The following is an 18,243-nucleotide window of genomic DNA, read 5'->3' on the forward strand; positions in this document are numbered from 1 at the left end:
GTCTCCCGGGTCAAAGGCCATTGGGCATCTGGTCAATGGGGTGGAGATTTACCGGTACCCGGCACTTCGTTCCTTCACACCTGGGCCGGGATCGGGGTGGTGGTGGCCCGGGGCCGGCAGCGGCACCGCACCCGGCGGGAACCGGACGTACCGGCACGGAGAGCGTGGCCGGGCCGGCGGGACGGGCCGGCCGGAACGGCTCATCCCGCGCAGCCCGGACGGCGGCGGCTTTGTCGGGCCGGGGGGCTGCGCGGGCCGGGTACCGTTGCTGAGCGTGGCCCGAACTCTCCAGGAGCGGCGGAACGGGGGACGGCTGCGGGCCGTGGCCCTGGTCGGAATCGACGGCTCGGGCAAGACCACCCAGGCACACCGGCTGGCGGACGCGTTGACCGAGGCCGGCATACCGGCGACGTACTGGCAGAACGCCGGCGGGCGGCGGTGGTTCGGCCGGTTGGCCCGCAAACTGGGCCGGCGGGACGCCCAGCGTCTGCTGGGCCGGGACGGGATGCTGCTGGCCGAGTCGGCGCTGCGCTGGCTGGCCATCGCGCGGGCACTGCTCCGCTCCCGGCTCCGTTCCCGGGTCGCCGTGATGGACCGCTACTCGGTCTGCCAGTACGCCAGCATCCGGGCGCACGGCGGCGGGCGTCGCTGGGAGACCCTCGCCCGGCTGCTGTACCGGATCTTCCCCCCGCCCGACATCACCATCCTGCTCGCGGTGGACCCGGGTGAGGCGTACCGGCGGATCGAGGCTCGGGGCACCGACCACGAGAACATCACCTACCTGGCCGCCGGAGCGGCGGCGTACCGCTCGCTGCCGGAGTTCGCCGGGTTCGTGGTGGTGGACGCCAACCGTTCCCCGGACGAGGTGACCCGGGCGATCCAGGCCGGTGTGCGGGACTGGCTGCCGGCCGACCGCCGACCGCCCGGGTTCGGCAGCCCGCCGCCGGTACCGTCCGGCGGATCCGGCCCCGTGCCGGGCGTCGCGGACTCCGGGTCCACCGGCCCCGGGCCGGTCCCGGAGGCGGCACCGACCGTCGGTGCCGCGGACCCCGCCGAGACCGATCCGACCGGCTCGGCCGGCACCCGCTCACCCGGCCCGACCGGCTCACCGGATCCGGCGGGCGCGCTCGACCCGACCGGTTCGCGGGCCCAGGATCCGCTGGGTACGCCGGATCCGGCCACCCGGTCGTCCGGACCGGACGGGGTCGAGCCGGCCGGGGCCGGGTCGGTCAGGCCCGGCCGTACACCGGTACCGTCGCACCGCTCGTCGGCGCCGACTCGTCACTGGCCAGGAAACGGATCACCCCGGCGATCTCCGCCGGGGCCACCCAACGGGAGTGGTCCGCGCTGGGCTGCGCCGCCCGGTTGGCCGGCGTGTCGATGATGCTCGGCAGCACCGTGTTGCACCGCACGCCCGACTGCCGGTATTCCGCGGCCACCGCCGAGGCGAAGGCGAGTACCGCCGCCTTCGCGGTGACGTAGCCGGCGGCACCGGGGAACGGGGCGAGCGCCGCCCGGGAGGAGACGCAGACCACCGATCCGCCGCCGGCCTCCAGGAGGTACGGCAGCGCGCTGCGGGTGACCAGGTAGGTCGGGCGCAGGTTGCGGAAGATCATCTGTTCGAAGTCGGCGACCGGGGTCTCGTGCACCAGGCCGCCGGCCGCGTACCCGCCGGCCAGGTTCACCACCGCCCGCAACGGCGCCCCGGCGGCACCGCCGGCCACCTTGACCGCTGCCGCGACCTGTTCCGGATCGGTGAGGTCCGCCGCTACCCGCAGCACCCCGTCACCCGCCTCGCCGGGGAGGGCCGCCGGTTCCGCCGCCCGGCCGGCCGGCCGTACGGGTACGACCACCCGCCACCCGGACGAGACGAACGCGGCGGTGACCGCCCCGCCGAGCCCGCCCGCTCCGCCGCTGATGAACACAGTGCGATCCGCCATGCCTGCCAGGCTATCGGCAGCACCAGGCGCGTTGCCGGCACATCGCCCCGAGCCACGCCCGGCAGCCGCGGGACGGAGGGTCCGATCTGGACGGCGCGGTTCGGGCCCACCACCCGGCAGCACCCAGGCCCGAGCCTTCCGTTCGGCCGGACGCGCCGCCCCGTCGTACGGTGGGAAGCGGTCCCGTGGTCGTCGGGCACCGGTTTTCCGCCCGGTTTGCCGGCCCGCAGCCGGGGCCACTCCGGTAGCCTATCGATGGATGACTATTCACCCGGATGCCGTCCAGTGTTGCGGGCTCGGTGACCCTGCCGAGACGAAGGTGTGGTGGGAATGGCACGCTCGGCTGGCCGGACCGGCCGTAATTTCCCACCGGTTGGGCGTACTTTCGCAGGTGTAGCGCGTCATGGTTGACGCTCCCGCCTCCGTGAAAGTAAGTTTCATCCGTGGTGAAGACTGCGAAGGTTTCTGCGAGTCACGAGACAAGTGGGCTGATTGTCCATATCAGCGGCCTGCTCCCGTCGCTGTCGCCCGCCGAGCAACGGGTCGCCAGACTCGTCGTAGCGGATCCCGCCGACGCCGCTCGCCGGACCATCACAGACCTCGCGACCGCCGCCGAGACCTCCGAGGCCACCGTCATCCGGTTCTGCCGGTCGGTCGGCATGGACGGCTACCCGCAACTGCGGATCCGGCTCGCCGCCGAGGCGGCCCGCCGGGTGGAGCCGCCGGACGCCCGGGTCGTCGGCGGCGACATCCCGCCCGGCGCCGACCTGGCACAGATCATCGCGACCATCGCCTTCAGTGACGCCCGGGCGGTCGAGGAGACCGCGGAGCAGCTCGACGCGGCGGTCTGCGAGCAGGTGGTAGAGGCGATCAGCGGCGCCGGCCGGGTCGACATCTACGGCGCCGCGGCGAGCGGTTTCGTCGCCTCCGACTTCCAGCAGAAACTGCACCGGATCGGCCGGACCGCGTTCTACTTCCCGGACGTGCACACCGCGCTCACCTCGGCGGCTCTGCTCGGCAAGGGCGACGTGGCGATGGGCATCTCGCACACCGGCACCACGCTGGACGCGATCGAGGTGCTGGAGCAGGCGCGGGCCCGGGGGGCGACCACGGTCGCGCTGACCAACTTCCCACGGTCGCCGATCACCGACGTCGCGGACTACGTGCTCACCACGGCGGCCCGGGAGACGACGTACCGGTCCGGCGCGATGGCCAGCCGGCTCGCCCAGTTGACGGTGGTCGACTGCCTCTTCGTCGGGGTCGCGGCGCGCAACCGGGCCAGAGCCAAGAAGGCACTTGAGGTCACCGCCGAAGCGGTGCTCGCGCACCGGGTCAAGGGGAGGCGGGCATGAGAAGCGGGCGGACCTGCCGGTCCGGCGCGACGGTGTCGCACTGCGGCGCCGTGCGCGGCGAGGCGACGGTATGAGTCACGGGCGCTGGCCGCGGCGAGGCGGCGGCGGTGCGAGTCCCGGGCTCTGCGGTGGTCGAGGCGCTGGGGGGCGGACATGACGGCCGGACGGGTCGAGCCCGGTGCGCTATCTGCCGCCACCCCGCGTCCGGATTCCGACGCGGGGTCCTCTTACCCGCCGACCGGGCCCGGCCACCGGCCGGAGGACGGCGGCGGGCGGCCCGGAGACCCCGGCCCGACGGCGGGCGTGGCCGAGGGGCGGGAGCCGCGGGCGGTGGTCCGGGTCAGTTCCCCGACCGAGCTGCGCAACCCGCGCAGTCTCGACCTGGACGTGATGTCCGTCCGGGACGTCCTGAAGGTGATCAACGAGGACGACCGGCGGGTACCGGCCGCCGTGGCGAAGGTGCTGGACGAGATCGCGGTGGCGGTCGAGTTGGCCGTCACGGCGCTGCGGTCCGGGCGCCGGGTGCACTACTTCGGCGCGGGCACCTCGGGGCGGCTCGGTGTGCTCGACGCCGCCGAGCTGGCGCCCACCTTCAACGCTCCGGACCGCTGGTTCTGCGCCCACCTGGCGGGTGGGCCGGACGCGATGTGGCGGGCCGTCGAGGATGCCGAGGACGACGAGGCCGGCGGTGCCGAGGAGGCGCGGTCCTGCGTACGCCCCGGTGACCTGGTGGTCGGCCTGGCCGCCAGCGGGCGTACCCCGTACGTGCTCGGGGCGCTGCGCGCGGCGAGCGACCTGGGCGCGGACACCGCCCTCATCTGTGCCGATCCGGGCGCTGCGGCGGCCCGGTCGGTGACCGTGTTCATCGGGGTCGAGACCGGCCCGGAGGTGGTTACCGGTTCGACGCGGATGAAGGCCGCGACCGCGCAGAAACTGGTGTTGAACGGGTTTTCCACGGCCGTGATGGTGCGGCTGGGGCGGGTCTACTCAAACCTGATGATCGACATGGTGGCCACCAACGCGAAACTGCGGGGACGGATGATCTCGATCCTCGTGGAGGCCACCGGCTGTGCGGAGGAGGTCGCGCAGCACGCGCTGACCGAGGCCGACGGTGACCTGAAGGCAGCCCTGGTGTCGCTGCTGTCCGGTGCCGCCCCGGCCGACGCCCGGGCTGCGCTGGACCGCTCGGCGAACCAGGTACGCGGCGCGATCGCCCTGCTCGCCGGCTGACTCCCGGGCGTCTGCCGACTCCCCCGGAGTCCGGTTCCGGCCGGCCAGGCCCGGGCCTGGCGGAGGGCGTCGCCGGGAGTGTCGGGGACCGACGTACCGGCCCGGGACTATCTCCGGGCTCCGGATTGTTGGGCAGGCGGAAGGGTAACCCTGGGGCGGCGGGATGAACCGACTGGCCGCGCCGTGCGTATATCGAAGCGTGACGAGTATCGCAGCAACCTGGTGACGTGGATCGCTGTGTGTCGTTGTGTGGCGATGATGCGATAGCCGGTGTAGAGCCGTCGCAGGCCCCGTAGCTGCGGTGTCGCCGGCTCCGACATGCTCCGATCGGGACGACTGACAGCAAACGTCGATCGTGCTTTCAGCAACTACTCAGGCATTCGTGACACTTTCGACTCACCAGATGGAATCCCTAACGCGTCTCAACTGTTGTGTAGGTGTCAGCACCGCGGGGCACAGCAGAAGTTACGGGGAGGGCTGATGAACGTGGGGATGGCAGGAGCAGGAACCCGGGCCACCGGGAGGAACGACGAGGGGACCGTGGGGAACGTGGAGAAGAAGATCGTGATGCGGACCGACGAGGTCGCCGAGGAGCGCGACCTGGTCGGCGTGTACCTGCACGAGATCTCCCGCACACCGCTGCTCGACGCCGCCGCCGAGGTCGACCTCTCCAAGGCCATCGAGGCTGGCCTCTACGCTGAGCACCTGATCGACTCCGAGAAGCTCCCGGCCGGCGTCAGCCGCGCGGAGCTGGAGCGGCTGGTGGTCGAGGGGGAGCGGGCGAAGGACCTCTTCATCCGGGCCAACCTCCGGCTGGTCGTCTCCATCGCCCGCCGGTACGTCCGTTCCGGGATGCCGATGCTGGACCTGATCCAGGAGGGCAACACCGGTCTGGTCCGGGCGGTCGAGAAGTTCGACTACGAGCGGGGCTACAAGTTCTCGACGTACGCGACCTGGTGGATCCGGCAGGCGATCAGCCGGGCGATCGCCCAGCAGGAGCGCACCGTACGGCTGCCCGTGCACCTGGTCGAGGACGTCAACCGGATGCGCAACGTGGCCCGCCAGCTCACCCGTGAACTGGGCAGCGACCCGGAGCCGGAGCAGATCGCGGCGGCGCTGGGCGTGCCGGTGGAGCGGGTGCACGAGCTGGTCCGCTGGTCGCAGGACACCGTCTCGCTGGACACGCCGGTCGGTGACGACGGGGACACCAACCTCGGTGACCTGGTGGCGGACAGCGACGCCCCGTCGCCGGAGGAGATCGTGCTCACCGGCCTGGAGCGGCAGCGCATCGAGGGCCTGTTGAACCACCTCGACGACCGGTCGGCCGGGATCATGCGGGCCCGGTACGGCCTGGAGGACGGCCGCGAGCACTCGCTGACCGAGGTCGCCTCCCGCTTCTCGCTCTCCCGGGAACGGATCCGGCAGCTCGAGATCCAGGCACTGGGCCGGCTGCGCGAGCTGGCCCGGGCCGAGGGGCTACAGGCTGCCTGAGCGAGCAGGGCTGACTCCCGGCGGCGGGCCGGCGGGTCGACAACTTCGACGAACCGGTGAGCGGCCGGCGTCCGACTCCGGACGCCGGCCGCTCGTCGTCGTACCCGGGACCGGACGCCGGGTGCCTGCGGAGCGCCGTACCAACATCAACCATTAGGGTGACCGGCACCACGACAGTGAGTTCCGCTCGCGTCGGGAGGTGCGTCGCCGGCGGACGGTGGCGTGCCCACCACCGACGGAGGAATCCGGGGAGGACTCCGTGCCGATCAGTCCGACCGCCCGGCGTCGCCGGCTCGGCATCGAGCTGCGTCGCCTGCGCGAACGGGAGCAGCTCACGCTTCTCCAGGTCGCACAGCGGATGAAGTGCTCCGATGCCAAGATCTCCCGGATCGAGGCGGGCAAGCACTCCACCCGGACCCGCGACGTCCTCGCCCTGCTCGACATCTACCGGGTGGCCGACGAGCGTACCCGCGAGGTGCTGGCGACCCTGGCCAAGCAGTCGACCCAGCGCGGCTGGTGGGTCACCTACGGCGGCGCGATCCCGGACTGGTTCGAGGTGTACGTCGGACTGGAGTCCGAGGCGACCGAGATCCGTACCGTGGAGACCCATCTGGTGCCCGGGCTGTTGCAGACCGAGGCGTACGCCGCCGCGCTGATCCGGTCCACCCAGCCGCTCGCGCCGGCCGAGGAGTTGACCCGGCAGGTGGAGCTCCGGCTGGCCCGGCAACGGCGGTTGCAGGAGCACGACCCGATGCGGCTGCGGGTGGTGCTCGGCGAGGCGGTACTGCGCTGCCGGGTCGGCGACGAGGCGATCATGCGCGACCAACTCGGCCACCTGGCGGTGCTGGCCGAACGGTCCCACGTCGAGCTGCGGGTGGTCCGGTTCAGCAGTCCGGCGTACACCGCCTTCGGCCGGGCGTTCGCGATCCTCGGCTTTCCCGAGCCCACCGATCCGGGCCTCGTCTACACCGAACATCGGACCGGCGCGCTCTACATCGACGAGCCGGCCCAGATCGCCTCCTTCGCGCTTGCCTTCGACCACCTGGTTGCGGCAGCGTTGTCGCGGAAAGAATCGGCGCGGCTGCTCAGGGAGACGGCGGCCTTCTGGACGTGAGGGAGGGCCGGACGGGATGCGGCCGGACGAAAGCATGCTGACCTGGCAAAAGAGCAGCCGATCTGGCGGTGAGGGCGGCAACTGTGTCGAGGTGGCCCGGCTCGCCGCGGGCGTCGCCGTACGTGACTCCAAGGACACGGCCGGCCCGGTACTCCGGTTCGTGCCGACCGCCTGGGTGGCCTTTCTCACCGTCCTCGGCTCCGACGGCCGGGTCCCCGGCTGACCCGGTGATCCCCGGCTGCGGATCGCCCCGGCGGCCCGTTCCTCAGACCAGCCCGGGCACCAGGACGCCGGCCAGCAGCGCCGCCAGGACGGCGGCCAGCAGCAGCACGCACCGGGGGTTGCCGAAGTTGAGGGTCCAGCCGACGCCGATCCGCTTCTGCACCAGGATCGCCGGGTCGTCGCGGTTGACGTAGCAGAGGCCGGCCAACCGCCAGTGCCGGTCGTCGTCGGGGTGCGCGGCGTCGGGGCGTTCGGCCGGCGGGGCCGGGACGGTGGCGATCCGGCTGCCGCCCTGACCGGCGCGTACCCCGACGACGATCACGTAGACGGTGCCGAGCAGGGCGGAGAGCAGCATCGCGACGGTGGCCAGCGGACCGGGTGCCCGTCCCTGCCACATCGGCGGGACGGCGCAGAGGATGGTGAGGTTTCCGCAGGTGGCGAGCACCAGCAGGGCCCGGGAGATGCGCCGGAGGAAGAGCCGGTGCTGGCTGGCCGAGCGCTTCGGAGCGGAGGGCTCAGACGCGGCCCACCGCCGGACCCGGAGCTTCTCGACCGGAATGCGGCAGCGGCTGAACCTCGCCGCCGCGCTGCTCGGCGATCCGCCGGTGCTGCTGCTCGACGAGCCCGGCAACGGGCTCGACCCGGAGGGCATCGCCTGGCTGCGGGACTTCCTCCGCGAGCTGGCCGGGCAGGGCCGGACCGTGCTGATCTCCAGCCACGTACTGAGCGAGGTCCGGCAGATGGTGGACGACGTCGTGGTGATCCGTGGCGGACGGCAGGTGGTGGCCGGCCGGCTCGCCGACCTCGTCGGCGCGTCGGGAAGCCTCGAACAACTCTTCCTCCGGCTCACCTCGACCGCGCCGGACACCGCCGGCGCCGGTGACCGTGCCGATGTCACCGCTCGGCAGCGGGCTGCTGCTCGCCGGCTACGCGGCGGTGGCCGCGGTGCTCGCCGTCGCCGTACCCCTGCGGCGGGACGTCACCTGAGTCGTGCCAATGGCGGTCAAGGGCGCTCGGGCGTCGAGGGTTCAGCCGTCGAAGCGGGCGACCAGGTCGCCGATCCGTGCCGACGGTGAGGCGTCGCAGAGCTGGTCCACCGCCGTCATCACCAGCGGACTGTCCACTCCGGAAATGCCCTTGGCCAGCCCGATCTGGCGGATCGCGGCGACCCGCTCCTCGGGCGGCGCCTGCTGGTATTCCCGGCAGGTCGAGTCGGCGGTCAGCCCACCGGCGTCGGTGAGCCCGTCGAGCACCGCACGGACGACCAGGCCGCCGACCACCAGCAACAGCACGACCGCGCCCAGCGCGATCCACGGACCGTAGCGGCGCGGCCGTCGACCACCGGCCGATCCGGGTACGGCGTCAGCCGCCGCCCCGACCGGCTCCCCGGTCTCCGGCCGCGTCGCCGTGCCGGCGGCCGTCCGATTCGCCGGGACCGGCGCACCGGCCTCGGCCGGCAGGGCCTCGACGGCGGCGCCCAGCTCGGCGGCGTACCCGGGATCCTCGGCGGCGGCGGTGCTCAGCAGGCGCTTGACCAGTGAGTTGTTCCGGGGCTCCCGGACCAGGTCGGCCAGCGCCTCCGACTCGTCGAGGGTACGCAGCCGCTCCGCCACCAGGTCGTAGAGCCGGCGCTCCGGTCCTGTCGGGCCCGGCTCACCGGCCGAGGCGACCTCGGGCAGGTGCGGGGCGAGGCGGTCGAGCACCGCAGCGGCGAGTGTGCTGGCCTCCGACGGGGTCATCCCGGCAGGTTAGCGCCTGACCGGGTGCGTCGCCGGTTCGGGCACGGCCTCGGCTCGCGCAGCGCTCCCGGCAGGCCGAACCGTTCCCGCACTTCGGCTTCACAAGAACCGCACAGACTCCTCCTAGGCTCACCCAACGTGATCAAACTCGGCGGAGCGGGTGGCCTGACCCCACTCGCGGAGGCGGTGGTCGACCTCGACGCGATCGCGCACAACGCCCGTACCCTGTCCGGACGGACCGGTGCGGAGCTGCTCGCGGTGGTCAAGGCGGACGGGTTCGGGCACGGCGCCCTGCCGGTGGCCCGGACGGTGCTGGCGGCCGGCGCGCGGTGGCTGGGCGTGACCTCCCGGGCCGAGGCGCTGGCCCTGCGGGCCGGCCGCGTCGACGCGCCGGTGCTGTGCTGGCTGCACGCCGAGGACGAGGACTTCGCCCCGGTCGTCGCGGCCCGGATCGACCTGTCGGTGCCCTCGGTGGCACACCTGCGCGGGATCGCCGCCGGGGCGGCCCGGGCCGGCGTACGGGCCGAGGTGCACCTCAAGGTCGACACCGGGCTCTCCCGCAACGGGGCGAGCGACGAGGAATGGCCCGAGCTGGTACGCCTGGCGCGCGGCTTCCAGAACGTCGGGCGGATCCGGGTTCGCGGGCTCTGGTCCCATCTGGCCGGCGGGGAGTTGCCGGCCGACCCCCGGGACACCGCGCAGCTACGGCGGTTCGGTCGGGCCCTGGCACTGGCCCGGACCGCCGGGCTCGCACCCGAGCTGGTGCACCTGGCGAACTCGGCCGCCCTGGTCGGCCGGCCGGAGACGCACTTCGACCTGGTCCGGGCCGGCATCGCGGTCTACGGCGTGGAGCCGCTGCCGGGGCTGCCCGCCGGACTGCGGCCGGCGATGACCCTGCGGTCCCGGGTCATCCTCACCAGGCGGGTCGCGGCGGGCACCGGCATCTCCTACGGGCACGACTACGTCACGGCCGCCCCGACGACCCTGGTGCTGGTGCCGGTCGGCTACGCGGACGGGATCCCCCGGGCCGCCGCCGGAGCGGCCCAGGTCTGGATAGGGGGCCGCCGGTGCCGGGTCGCCGGTCGGGTGACCATGGACCAGATCGTCGTCGACGTCGGCGACCTGCCGGTACGTACCGGCGACGAGGTGCTGGTCTTCGGGCCCGGTGACCGGGGCGAGCCGACGGTCGTCGAGTGGGCCGGTTGGGCCGGTACCAACCCGCACGAGATCTTCACCGGCATCGGGTCCCGGGTCGGCCGGCGCTACCTGCCGGTGCGGGCCGAGCGGCACAGCGGACGGGAGCGGGTCAATGTCTGAGTCGACGATCAGGATCGCGGTGCTCTACGGCGGGCGCAGCGGGGAACACCGGGTCTCCCGCCAGTCGGCGGCGAGCGTACTGGAGAACCTGGATCCGGCGCGCTACCGGCCGGAACCGGTGCTGATCACCCGGACCGGGCAGTGGGTCTTCGGCACCGCAGCGCCGGTCAGCGTCTTCGAGGCGGTCGACCGGCTGCGTACGGTCGACGTGATCTTCCCGGCCCTGCACGGCCCGTACGGCGAGGACGGCACCCTCCAGTCGGTGCTGGAGCTGACCGGCGTGCCGTACGTCGGCAACGGCGTTCTGGCCAGCGCCGTCGGAATGGACAAGGAGTTCACCAAGAAGCTGCTCGCCGCCGAGGGGATCCCGGTCGCCGACGCGGTGGTGTCCCGGCCGACCGACCCGGACGGCGTGCCGCCGGAGGCGGAGCTGCGCCGGCTCGGTCTGCCGGTCTTCGTCAAGCCCGCCCGGGCCGGCTCCAGCCTCGGCGTGACCCGGGTGACCGACTGGGCCGAGCTGCCGGCCGCTCTGGAGTGGGCCCGGTCCAGCGACCCGAAGGTGCTGGTCGAGGCGGCGGTCCCCGGGCGCGAAATCGATTTGGCGGTACTCGAACGTCCCGACGGCCGGCTCGAGGTCGGTCCACCGCTGGAGATCCGGGTCCCGGGCGACCGGTCGTTCTTCGACTACGACGCCAAGTACGACGACCCGGGCACGGTCTTCGAGATTCCGGCCCGGCTGGACGCCGCGGTCACGGCCGCTCTCTCCGACCTGGCGCTACGCGCGTTCCGGGCGCTCGGCTGCGCCGGGCTGGCCCGGATCGACTTCTTCCTCCGCGACGGGGTGGCACCGGTACTGAACGAGGTCAACACGTTCCCCGGCTTCACCCCGGTCTCGCAGTATCCCCGGATCTGGCAGGTCGCCGGGCTGGACTATCCGGAGCTGCTGGACGTGCTGGTCCAGAACGCGTTCGCGGGGCGGCCCCCCCCCGGCCGGGGGGGCCCCCCGGGGGGGCCGCCCGCGCCCCCCCCGGGGCCGCCCCCCCCACGACCCGGGTCTGACTAGCGGACGCGTCCGTAGCCGTACGGGCTCATCATGTCGACGCTGGCGAGCTTGACGGTCTCGCCCGCCTGCGGTGCGTGGATCACCTTGCCGCTGCCGACGAAGAGCGCCACATGGCCGAGTCCACTGTAGAAGACGAGGTCGCCGGGTTTCAGCTCCCCACGACTGATGTGTGCCACCTTGTCCCACTGCATCGCGGCGTTGTGCGGCAGTGACTTGCCGGCGGCCCGCCAGGCGGCCAGGGTCAGCCCGGAGCAGTCGTAGCCGTTCGGGCCCTCGGCCGCCCAGACGTACGGCGTGCCGATCGCGTCGTAGGCGTACCGGACGGCGACACCCGCCTTGCCGGAGACCGCCGGGACGCTGCCGGTGTACCTGCTGCCGGACGAGGTCGCCGACCCGTACGCCTCGCGGCGCATCTCGTAGAGCTTGGCCAGCTCGCCCTCGATCCGCTTCTTGCCGGCGGCCAGTTGTTTCGCCTGCGCGGTCTGCCGGGCCAGCGTGGCGTCGAGCCGGGCCTTCTCCTCGGCGTACTGGCGCTGGGTCGCGTCGAACCCGGCGATCTGCCGGTCCCGGTCCCGGGCCAACTGCTCCAGCGCACCGAGCCGGCCCACCAGGGCGCTGGCGTCGCCCCGGTTCAGCAGCGCGCTCGCCGTGCTCAGGCCGCCGAGCTTGTACGCCCGGGTGGCGAGCTCGGCCACCTCGGCCCGGCTCTGCTCCGCCTGCTGTTGCAGCGGTCCTATCCGGGCGCTGAGCGTGGCCGCGGCGGCCTTGCTCTCCTTGATCTCCTCGTTGAGCTTGTTGTACGACTCGACGACCTTCTCCAGTTCGGCGGAGGCCTTGTTGATCCGCTGCGTGAGCTCGCTCGCCGAGGGTTCGGCCCGGGCCGCCGACATCGGGGCGAGAAGCGCCGCCGAGAGGCCGGCCGTGACGAGGGTACGCAGCAGGATCCGCACCGAAGACAACGTGTGCAGAACCCTTCTTCCTTGCGCCGCCGGGATGGAGCGGGCGGCGGTCTTACGCCACCGCGAGTGCTGCCTGCGGCGGCACCGGACCGGCGCCACCCGGAGGATGACTGACGACCGGGCCAGCCGGTTCAACGTAGCCCGGGCCCGGGATTACCGACAGTGGCCGGCGGGTGAGATGCGACGGTGGCGAGCGATAACCCGAATGTCGTGATCACGAATCGTGTCGACGTGTGCTCCGGGAGTGATATTGGCTGGCGGTGGACGTGTTGCCCCGCCACTCCCTGATCCTTCGTCCGATAGGTCGGTCTTGGCGGATAGCGGTTCTGGCTGAGTATGGGCAAACCATCACACAATCGGGCAGAGGACGACGAGTGGCCCGGGTGCCGCCTGGAAATCAGCCAGGTGGCTGTCTGCGTCCCTTCCAGTTGCTGGTGTGCCCTTCGCACAATGAATGCAGGGAGCCGACAGGCTCTCCGGGGGCCCGGCGCAGCAGTACCCGGCGTAGTCGCCAGCAGGGGGGCGAGGTCGCGTGCAATGAACCAGCCATAGTTCCGGGCCTTTGCGTGCGCCCCAGACCGCCGGCAAGACGATCGGCATCCGGCTGCCACCAGATGCCGATCTCTACGAACCATCCACACCAGCCCGCCTCAGGAGCCGTTGGAGGCAAGAATGGAGCCTACTCGCCCTCCCGTCCACCTGCCAGACGCGTCATTCGAGGTATCTGGACTGGCCCGCCCCCGTCCGGTCGACCTCTACCGGGCACCCGGCGTGCGGATCACCAACGAGGCCTTCATCGTCGCCGGCCGCAAGTTCTCGATCCCCGAACTCACCCACCTGCAAACCGCCCGCGGGCCGCACGACCGACTGACGCTGCGCGCGGTGATGGTCACCGCCGCGGTACTGGTCGGCATCGGAGTCGCGCTGGGCTACACCGGTGACCTCTACCGGCTCCCCGCAACCACGTACGCCGGGCTCGGGCTCGCGGCCTTCGTGCCGGTCGGTCTCGCCCTGATGGGCCACCGGTGGCGGCCGCCGGCGTACGAGCTGTGGGGACGGTACAAAGGGGAGACGGTGCTGCTGTTCAGCTCCGACCACGAGCGGCAGTTCGGTCAGGTGACCCGGGCGCTGATCCGGGCCCGCGAAGCCGCCCGGCTGGGCGGGCTGGCGTTCCCGCCGGCCTCGGACACCCCGTACGAGCCGATGCCCTAGGGAGTGCGTCCAAGGCGTGCCCGCCGGACCGTCGCCGGTCCGGCGGTGCCGCCCCGTCCTGGCCGGCCGGCCGGACCGGCTTGCGCGGCGGAGGACCGCCCCTCAGTCGGTCAGGCCGGCGGCGATCTCCGAGATCCGGCGCAGCGAGTCGGCCGGGGTCAGGGCCGCCTCGCGGAGCCCGGTGAAGGTCCGCAGGTGCGCGGTCACCGCCTCGGGGTCGTCGAGTACGTCCTCCAGGCCGGTGCTCTCCAGATAGACGACGTCGGCGTCCTCCCCGGCGGCGAAACGTACGATCACGAACTGCCCGAGCGGGGTGTAGACGGTGGAGGTGAACGGCAGCACCTGGACGGTGATCCGACCGGAGTCGGCGAGGCCGACCAGGTGCAGGAGTTGTTCCCGGATGACAGCCGGACCGCCGGTCTGCCGGTGCAGTGCCGCTTCGTCGAATACCACGACAATATTCGGCGGATCGGCGCGGCCGAGCATTTCCTGCTGGCGACGCAACCGCAACGTGACGGAGGCCTGTGCCTCCTCGGGATCGTCCAGTTTGGGAATTACCGTCTTCAGAACCGCCTGCGCGTACGCCTCTGTCTGGAGTAGTCCGGGCATGCCGACGGACTGGTAGAAATAGAGTTCCGAGGACTCCGCCTCCAGCCCGATGTACGAATAATAGGCGGGCCGCAGTGCGTCACGATATTGCGACCACCAGGCGCGTTGCCGGGACACCCGGGCCAGTTGCACCAGTTCGGCGACCTGTTCCGGATCGCGCACCTGATAGTGGTTGAGCAACGCCTTGACGTCGTTGGTCGAAATCGAGACGTACCCTGCCTCTATCCGGATCAGCTTGGAGAGCGACCAGTCCATCGCGACGGCCACCTGCTCCTGGGTGAACCCGGCGGCCTCCCGGGCCCGTCGGATCGCCGAGCGGAGCTTGCGGCGACCCACGGTCGGGCCGTACGCCGTTGTCATCGGGAACGCTCCCTTCAAACGGCGTCCCGGCGGCCGAGCGAGGGTCAATTCGGCTCATTCTGATCCCGGCAACCTGCCACCTGGCTACCGGCTACCTGCCGGATCGCCAGACTTTTGTGCAGGCTACACGGGCCCGCTGCGTTCCACCAGCGTCCCTGCTTGCCGCGACGACGCCATCACCGGTTGTGTCCATTGTCGACGGGTACATCATAATCGGAATATTGCGGGCTGTGCGGAATGCGGTGGCGAGGGTAGCCTCTCTCCCTGTCGCGGCACCTGCCGCTACGCTATTAGGTGCCGGGGAGGGCGCATGTCACAGACTGGTTCCGCCGAGCTCGACTGGCGGAAGAGCACCCGATGCGAATCGCAGCATTGTGTCGAGGTGGCTCAGGTCGGGGGCGGTGCTGCCGTCCGCGACTCGGTCGATCCGGAGCAGTCGCTGCTGTTCGGTGCGGGTGCCTGGCAGGCATTCGTGGACGGGCTCCGCAACGCGTGAAATCCGACCCCGTGACGTGATTCATTCACGTCCCGGCTATCGGGCACCGCTGAGCATGGTGCTTGACCTCGCATATCGCGAGACATTCAAATGAATCAGCTCATTGCTGGAACGGGGCGGCTCGCGGTCGGCGACCGCCCCGGCGCGGCGTTCAGCCGGCCACCGGCTCCGGCTGGCGCACCTGGCGGGTGACCGCCCGCTCGGCGAAGAACGAGACGAACGGGATCGTCCCGGCGAGCATGACCAGCACCATCCGGCTCAGCGGCCAGCGCGCCCGGCGCCCCAGGTCGAAGGTGGCCAGCAGGTACACCATGTAGAGGAAGCCGTGCGCCGGTCCGACCGTCTCGACGACCACGGGGTCGTTCCAGAGGTACTTGAGCGGCATGCCCACCACGACGAGCGCGATCAACACGACGCCGACGACGTAAGCGACCACACGGTAGCGGGTCAGGGCTGCGCCCACGGTTCATCCTTCCTGCTGCCGGCCCAGGCCGGGATAGTCGGCGGGGCGAGCGCCCGGATTGGCGTTCAGCCATCCGAGGTAATGGTTGTATTCGGTCAGAGCCGGGTCCTCCGGGCCCTCGGCGGCCAGCCGTGGCCGGGCTGTGCGCACCGGTCGGCGTACCCCCGGAGTGGTCGGCCGGGCCGGCGGAGCGGCCGGCTCGGCGGCCGGTGGCCGGCCACCGCGCAGCGTGTAGCGCGCCTCACGCACCCACAGGAAGACGACGAACCCGGCGAAGATCGGCCACTCGAAGGCGTACGCCCAGCTCAGGGTGTTGCCCGCCAGGGCCCGGCTGATCTGCCACCAGCCGAGGGCCAGGAAGCCGACGACCAGCGCGACGGTGAGCACGTGACGCACGATCCACGCCGGTGTGCACAGCCGTTTCATGCCCACGAGCGTACCGGGCGGGCGGGTCCCGTCTCCGACGCGGCGTCGTAGTGTCGGCCGGCCGGTCGGGGTTTGGCGCTACCCGGTTTGGGCAACCGTCTAGTCGTCCACCCAAACGAGTTATCGGGGGCGACGATGTCCGAATCAGTACGCCACGACGAGTTCTCCCCGGCCGACGTCGGGTCGCCGATCGACGCCAGTCCCGAACAACGGGTCGGCCAGTGGGACGGTGACCCGGTCCGGCGCGGCGGCACGGCCAGTGACTTTGTGGCCGCCGAGGAGGAGGTCCTCGGCATCGACCCGGTCGAGCTGAGCGACGAGGACCTGTTCCGGGAGATGCACAGCCTGCACCGGACCAGGCTGGACACGCTCCGGCACGCCGCCGACACCGCGCTCGGCAACCACCTGCGGCGGACCGCCGAACTGGAGACCGAGTACCTGACCCGGCATCCGGGCCGGGAGGTCGACCCGAGCCGCCTGCGGGACGGCGCGTGGTGACGGCCCGTGCCGAGCGGGGCATCTCCGCCCCACCGGAGGTGGTGTTCAGCACCGCCACCGACCCGGACCGGGTCTCGGCCTGGCTGCCCGCCCCGCTGCGCCAGGACGGCGTGCCGGGAGCGGAACTGACCGCTGCCGACCTGCGGGCCCGGTGGCGCAGCGCCGGCCCCCCCGACTGGTCGGCTCAGTTGCAGGTGTCACCGGTCGACGCCGGTGGAGCCACCGTACGACTCGAACTGGAGGCCGATCCGCCGGAGCGGCGGCTGCACGAGATCGCGGACGAGTCACTGACCAGCCTCGCCCGGGAGGTCGACGACAACCTCACCCCGGGGTGAGCGTGCCGGTGCCCCGGGATGAACGGCAGGCGGCAGCGGACGGCAGGCGGAACGCGGAACGAGGCGGGATGAACGTACGGAACAAGGTGGCGCGACTTCGGCAGGCGTACGCGCCCGACGAGCACCGGCCGCTCGGCGGCTACCTGGCGGCGATGGGCACCTACGCCGGGGCGGCACTGGCGCTGGCCGCCGCGGCGAAGACGACCGGGCGGCGGGCTCCGGACCGGCCGAGCACCTCCGACGTGGTACTGCTGTCGGTGGCCACCCACAAGCTCAGTCGGCTGCTCTCCAAGGACGCCGTGACCAGCCCGCTGCGCGCGCCGTTCACCCGGTACGACCGGCCGATCGGCAGCGGCGAGGTGATGGAGCAGGTACGCGACGAGGGCAGCTCGACCAAGCATGCCGTCGGCGAACTGCTCAGTTGCCCGTTCTGTCTGGCCGTCTGGGTCGCCACCGGGCTGACCGGCGGCCTGGTGCTCGCACCCCGGCTGACCCGGCTGGTGGCGGTGGCACTCACCGCCGTCGCCGCCTCGGACTTCCTCCAGATGGGCTACGCCGTCGCGCAGCGCGCCGCCTCCCGGCCGTAGCTCCGCCTCCGCCCAGGCTCAGCGCTGCATGCCGGACCAGCCCCGGGGCGACTCCGGTTCCCGTTCGGTGTCGCTGCCGGTGATGATCTCCTCGTCCACCGCCGTCTTGTCGTGTTCGGCGGTGAAGTCGGGGTCGTCCCGCGGCTCGGTGTCGCCGGGTGCCTGGCCCAGCGGGGCCAGGCCGGCCCGCTGCGGCCGGTCGTCCTCGGTCATGGGTTCTCCCTCCTCGCCGACCGGGAGTCAGCCAGCTCGCCGTCCGGGTGGTCAGCCGGCCGTACCGCCGAGCAGGTCGGCGACCTCGTCGACCGCGTACTCGCCCTGTGGGAGCGCGGTGATCCTGGTCAGCAGTTCGGCGGACACCTCGGCGGCGACCGCCCGTCGCTGGATCTCCGACTGGGTGAGCCGCTCCTGACCGGCGTACAGGTCGTCGAGGAGCGCGTCGAGTTCCGGACTGGCCGAGTCGTCCCGGGGCGGTTGGTCGGTCACGGAGATCAGCTACCCGGTGCCGAATCGGCCAAACCCGCCCGGATGACGGCCGGCCGTCCGGTTCGCCGTACCATCCCGCCGCCGTGCGGCGGTGACTCGTACTCGGGACGAACGGGTGACGTCCGTCACGGCAAAGGACGGAACACCGGGCCCGGGTCCGAGGTTGACTACGAGTGTCGGTGTGTCCAGTGTCCCCGGGCCTCACCTAATTGCCTTCGCGGAATACCGTCCGGCTGGAGCCGCGTCGTGCCACTCGCCGAGAGGCGACCTGCACACCGACACCCGCGCCGCCCATGGCCTCGCCATGGGCGGCGTATCCATTTCCGGGTCCGACCCTCAGGACG

22 protein-coding genes and 1 pseudogene are annotated in these 18,243 nt (G+C 72.0%); 14 read left to right on the plus strand and 9 right to left on the minus strand.

Translation table 11 applies throughout. From position 1 onward, the window contains the following. Positions 1–274: 274 nt before the first annotated feature. Positions 275–901: pseudogene (locus tag R6Y94_RS06665) on the plus strand (dTMP kinase); the annotation flags it as partial. 328 nt (positions 902–1,229) lie between these two features. On the opposite strand, the gene R6Y94_RS06670 reads toward R6Y94_RS06665, so the two are convergent. Next, complete coding sequence (locus R6Y94_RS06670; protein WP_318394883.1) at positions 1,230–1,940, minus strand: SDR family NAD(P)-dependent oxidoreductase; 711 nt, start codon at positions 1,938–1,940, stop codon at positions 1,230–1,232. Positions 1,941–2,383: 443 nt separating this feature from the next. On the opposite strand from R6Y94_RS06670, the gene R6Y94_RS06675 reads away from it, so the two are divergent. The 5 genes from R6Y94_RS06675 (at position 2,384) to R6Y94_RS06695 (ending at position 7,350) form a co-directional block, all read left to right on the plus strand. Beyond that, positions 2,384–3,292: a MurR/RpiR family transcriptional regulator gene (locus R6Y94_RS06675; RefSeq protein WP_318394884.1), complete on the plus strand. Its 909-nt coding sequence runs from the start codon at positions 2,384–2,386 to the stop codon at positions 3,290–3,292. A gap of 153 nt (positions 3,293–3,445) precedes the next feature. Further along, positions 3,446–4,522 carry an N-acetylmuramic acid 6-phosphate etherase gene (locus R6Y94_RS06680; RefSeq protein ID WP_318394885.1) on the plus strand — a complete coding sequence of 359 codons (1,077 nt, stop codon included), beginning with the start codon at positions 3,446–3,448 and terminating at the stop codon, positions 4,520–4,522. A gap of 492 nt (positions 4,523–5,014) precedes the next feature. Next, on the plus strand, positions 5,015–6,013 hold the full coding sequence (locus R6Y94_RS06685) for an RNA polymerase sigma factor RpoD/SigA (RefSeq protein WP_412102704.1): 999 nt from the start codon (positions 5,015–5,017) through the stop codon (positions 6,011–6,013). A gap of 259 nt (positions 6,014–6,272) precedes the next feature. Further along, on the plus strand, positions 6,273–7,127 hold the full coding sequence (locus R6Y94_RS06690; protein WP_318394887.1) for a helix-turn-helix transcriptional regulator: 855 nt from the start codon (positions 6,273–6,275) through the stop codon (positions 7,125–7,127). 16 nt (positions 7,128–7,143) lie between these two features. Beyond that, the gene (locus R6Y94_RS06695) at positions 7,144–7,350 is read left to right on the plus strand and encodes a DUF397 domain-containing protein (RefSeq protein ID WP_318394888.1); all 207 of its coding nucleotides are present in this window, start codon (positions 7,144–7,146) and stop codon (positions 7,348–7,350) included. Positions 7,351–7,392: 42 nt separating this feature from the next. Here the strand turns inward: R6Y94_RS06695 and R6Y94_RS06700 are convergent, their stop codons facing one another. Then, positions 7,393–7,746 carry a DUF5808 domain-containing protein gene (locus R6Y94_RS06700; RefSeq protein ID WP_318394889.1) on the minus strand — a complete coding sequence of 118 codons (354 nt, stop codon included), beginning with the start codon at positions 7,744–7,746 and terminating at the stop codon, positions 7,393–7,395. 37 nt (positions 7,747–7,783) lie between these two features. On the opposite strand from R6Y94_RS06700, the gene R6Y94_RS06705 reads away from it, so the two are divergent. After that, positions 7,784–8,425, plus strand: coding sequence for an AAA family ATPase (locus R6Y94_RS06705; RefSeq protein WP_318394890.1), 642 nt, complete (start codon positions 7,784–7,786; stop codon positions 8,423–8,425). On the opposite strand, the gene R6Y94_RS06710 is transcribed toward R6Y94_RS06705, so the two are convergent. Further along, a complete protein-coding gene (locus tag R6Y94_RS06710) occupies positions 8,378–9,088 on the minus strand; it encodes a hypothetical protein (RefSeq protein ID WP_318394891.1) in 711 nt (236 codons plus the stop codon). The two genes, R6Y94_RS06705 and R6Y94_RS06710, sit on opposite strands and share 48 nt — an antisense overlap. A gap of 138 nt (positions 9,089–9,226) precedes the next feature. Between R6Y94_RS06710 and alr the strand changes: the two genes are divergently transcribed. Both alr and R6Y94_RS06720 read left to right on the plus strand, forming a co-directional pair. Then, the gene (gene alr / locus R6Y94_RS06715) at positions 9,227–10,405 is read left to right on the plus strand and encodes an alanine racemase (protein WP_318394892.1); all 1,179 of its coding nucleotides are present in this window, start codon (positions 9,227–9,229) and stop codon (positions 10,403–10,405) included. Continuing rightward, positions 10,398–11,468, plus strand: a complete 1,071-nt coding sequence (locus tag R6Y94_RS06720) for a D-alanine--D-alanine ligase family protein (RefSeq protein WP_318394893.1) — start codon at positions 10,398–10,400, stop codon at positions 11,466–11,468. The genes alr and R6Y94_RS06720 overlap by 8 nt, the downstream gene beginning before the upstream one ends. On the opposite strand, the gene R6Y94_RS06725 is transcribed toward R6Y94_RS06720, so the two are convergent. Further along, a complete protein-coding gene (locus R6Y94_RS06725; RefSeq protein WP_318394894.1) occupies positions 11,465–12,427 on the minus strand; it encodes an NlpC/P60 family protein in 963 nt (320 codons plus the stop codon). The two genes, R6Y94_RS06720 and R6Y94_RS06725, sit on opposite strands and share 4 nt — an antisense overlap. 672 nt (positions 12,428–13,099) lie before the next feature. Between R6Y94_RS06725 and R6Y94_RS06730 the strand changes: the two genes are divergently transcribed. Next, complete coding sequence (locus R6Y94_RS06730; protein WP_318394895.1) at positions 13,100–13,639, plus strand: DUF6232 family protein; 540 nt, start codon at positions 13,100–13,102, stop codon at positions 13,637–13,639. Between the two features lie 102 nt (positions 13,640–13,741). Here the strand turns inward: R6Y94_RS06730 and R6Y94_RS06735 are convergent, their stop codons facing one another. Beyond that, the gene (locus tag R6Y94_RS06735; protein ID WP_318394896.1) at positions 13,742–14,608 is read right to left on the minus strand and encodes a helix-turn-helix transcriptional regulator; all 867 of its coding nucleotides are present in this window, start codon (positions 14,606–14,608) and stop codon (positions 13,742–13,744) included. Positions 14,609–14,918: 310 nt separating this feature from the next. Between R6Y94_RS06735 and R6Y94_RS06740 the strand changes: the two genes are divergently transcribed. Beyond that, positions 14,919–15,104: a DUF397 domain-containing protein gene (locus R6Y94_RS06740; RefSeq protein WP_318394897.1), complete on the plus strand. Its 186-nt coding sequence runs from the start codon at positions 14,919–14,921 to the stop codon at positions 15,102–15,104. Between the two features lie 151 nt (positions 15,105–15,255). Here the strand turns inward: R6Y94_RS06740 and R6Y94_RS06745 are convergent, their stop codons facing one another. Both R6Y94_RS06745 and R6Y94_RS06750 read right to left on the minus strand, forming a co-directional pair. Then, the gene (locus tag R6Y94_RS06745; RefSeq protein ID WP_318394898.1) at positions 15,256–15,567 is read right to left on the minus strand and encodes a DUF3817 domain-containing protein; all 312 of its coding nucleotides are present in this window, start codon (positions 15,565–15,567) and stop codon (positions 15,256–15,258) included. A gap of 3 nt (positions 15,568–15,570) precedes the next feature. Then, positions 15,571–15,993 carry a hypothetical protein gene (locus R6Y94_RS06750; RefSeq protein ID WP_318394899.1) on the minus strand — a complete coding sequence of 141 codons (423 nt, stop codon included), beginning with the start codon at positions 15,991–15,993 and terminating at the stop codon, positions 15,571–15,573. A 135-nt stretch (positions 15,994–16,128) separates the two neighbouring features. Here R6Y94_RS06750 and R6Y94_RS06755 point away from each other — a divergent pair, with 135 nt between their 5' ends. The 3 genes from R6Y94_RS06755 to R6Y94_RS06765 all read left to right on the plus strand — a co-directional run bounded on the left by R6Y94_RS06755 (position 16,129) and on the right by R6Y94_RS06765 (position 17,413). Then, positions 16,129–16,491 carry a DUF6158 family protein gene (locus tag R6Y94_RS06755; protein WP_318394900.1) on the plus strand — a complete coding sequence of 121 codons (363 nt, stop codon included), beginning with the start codon at positions 16,129–16,131 and terminating at the stop codon, positions 16,489–16,491. Then, positions 16,488–16,826, plus strand: coding sequence for a hypothetical protein (locus tag R6Y94_RS06760; RefSeq protein WP_318395071.1), 339 nt, complete (start codon positions 16,488–16,490; stop codon positions 16,824–16,826). The genes R6Y94_RS06755 and R6Y94_RS06760 overlap by 4 nt, the downstream gene beginning before the upstream one ends. Before the next feature lie 68 nt (positions 16,827–16,894). Further along, positions 16,895–17,413, plus strand: a complete 519-nt coding sequence (locus tag R6Y94_RS06765; protein ID WP_318394901.1) for a DUF1360 domain-containing protein — start codon at positions 16,895–16,897, stop codon at positions 17,411–17,413. Between the two features lie 18 nt (positions 17,414–17,431). Here R6Y94_RS06765 and R6Y94_RS06770 read toward each other — a convergent pair whose 3' ends face one another. Continuing rightward, positions 17,432–17,626, minus strand: coding sequence for a hypothetical protein (locus R6Y94_RS06770; protein ID WP_318394902.1), 195 nt, complete (start codon positions 17,624–17,626; stop codon positions 17,432–17,434). A gap of 51 nt (positions 17,627–17,677) precedes the next feature. Then, the gene (locus tag R6Y94_RS06775; protein WP_412102705.1) at positions 17,678–17,908 is read right to left on the minus strand and encodes a hypothetical protein; all 231 of its coding nucleotides are present in this window, start codon (positions 17,906–17,908) and stop codon (positions 17,678–17,680) included. Between the last annotated feature and the right edge of the window lie 335 nt (positions 17,909–18,243).

Origin of the sequence: Plantactinospora sp. KLBMP9567 (genome assembly GCF_033446045.1) — a bacterium.
Taxonomy (GTDB): Bacteria; Actinomycetota; Actinomycetes; order Mycobacteriales; family Micromonosporaceae; genus Plantactinospora.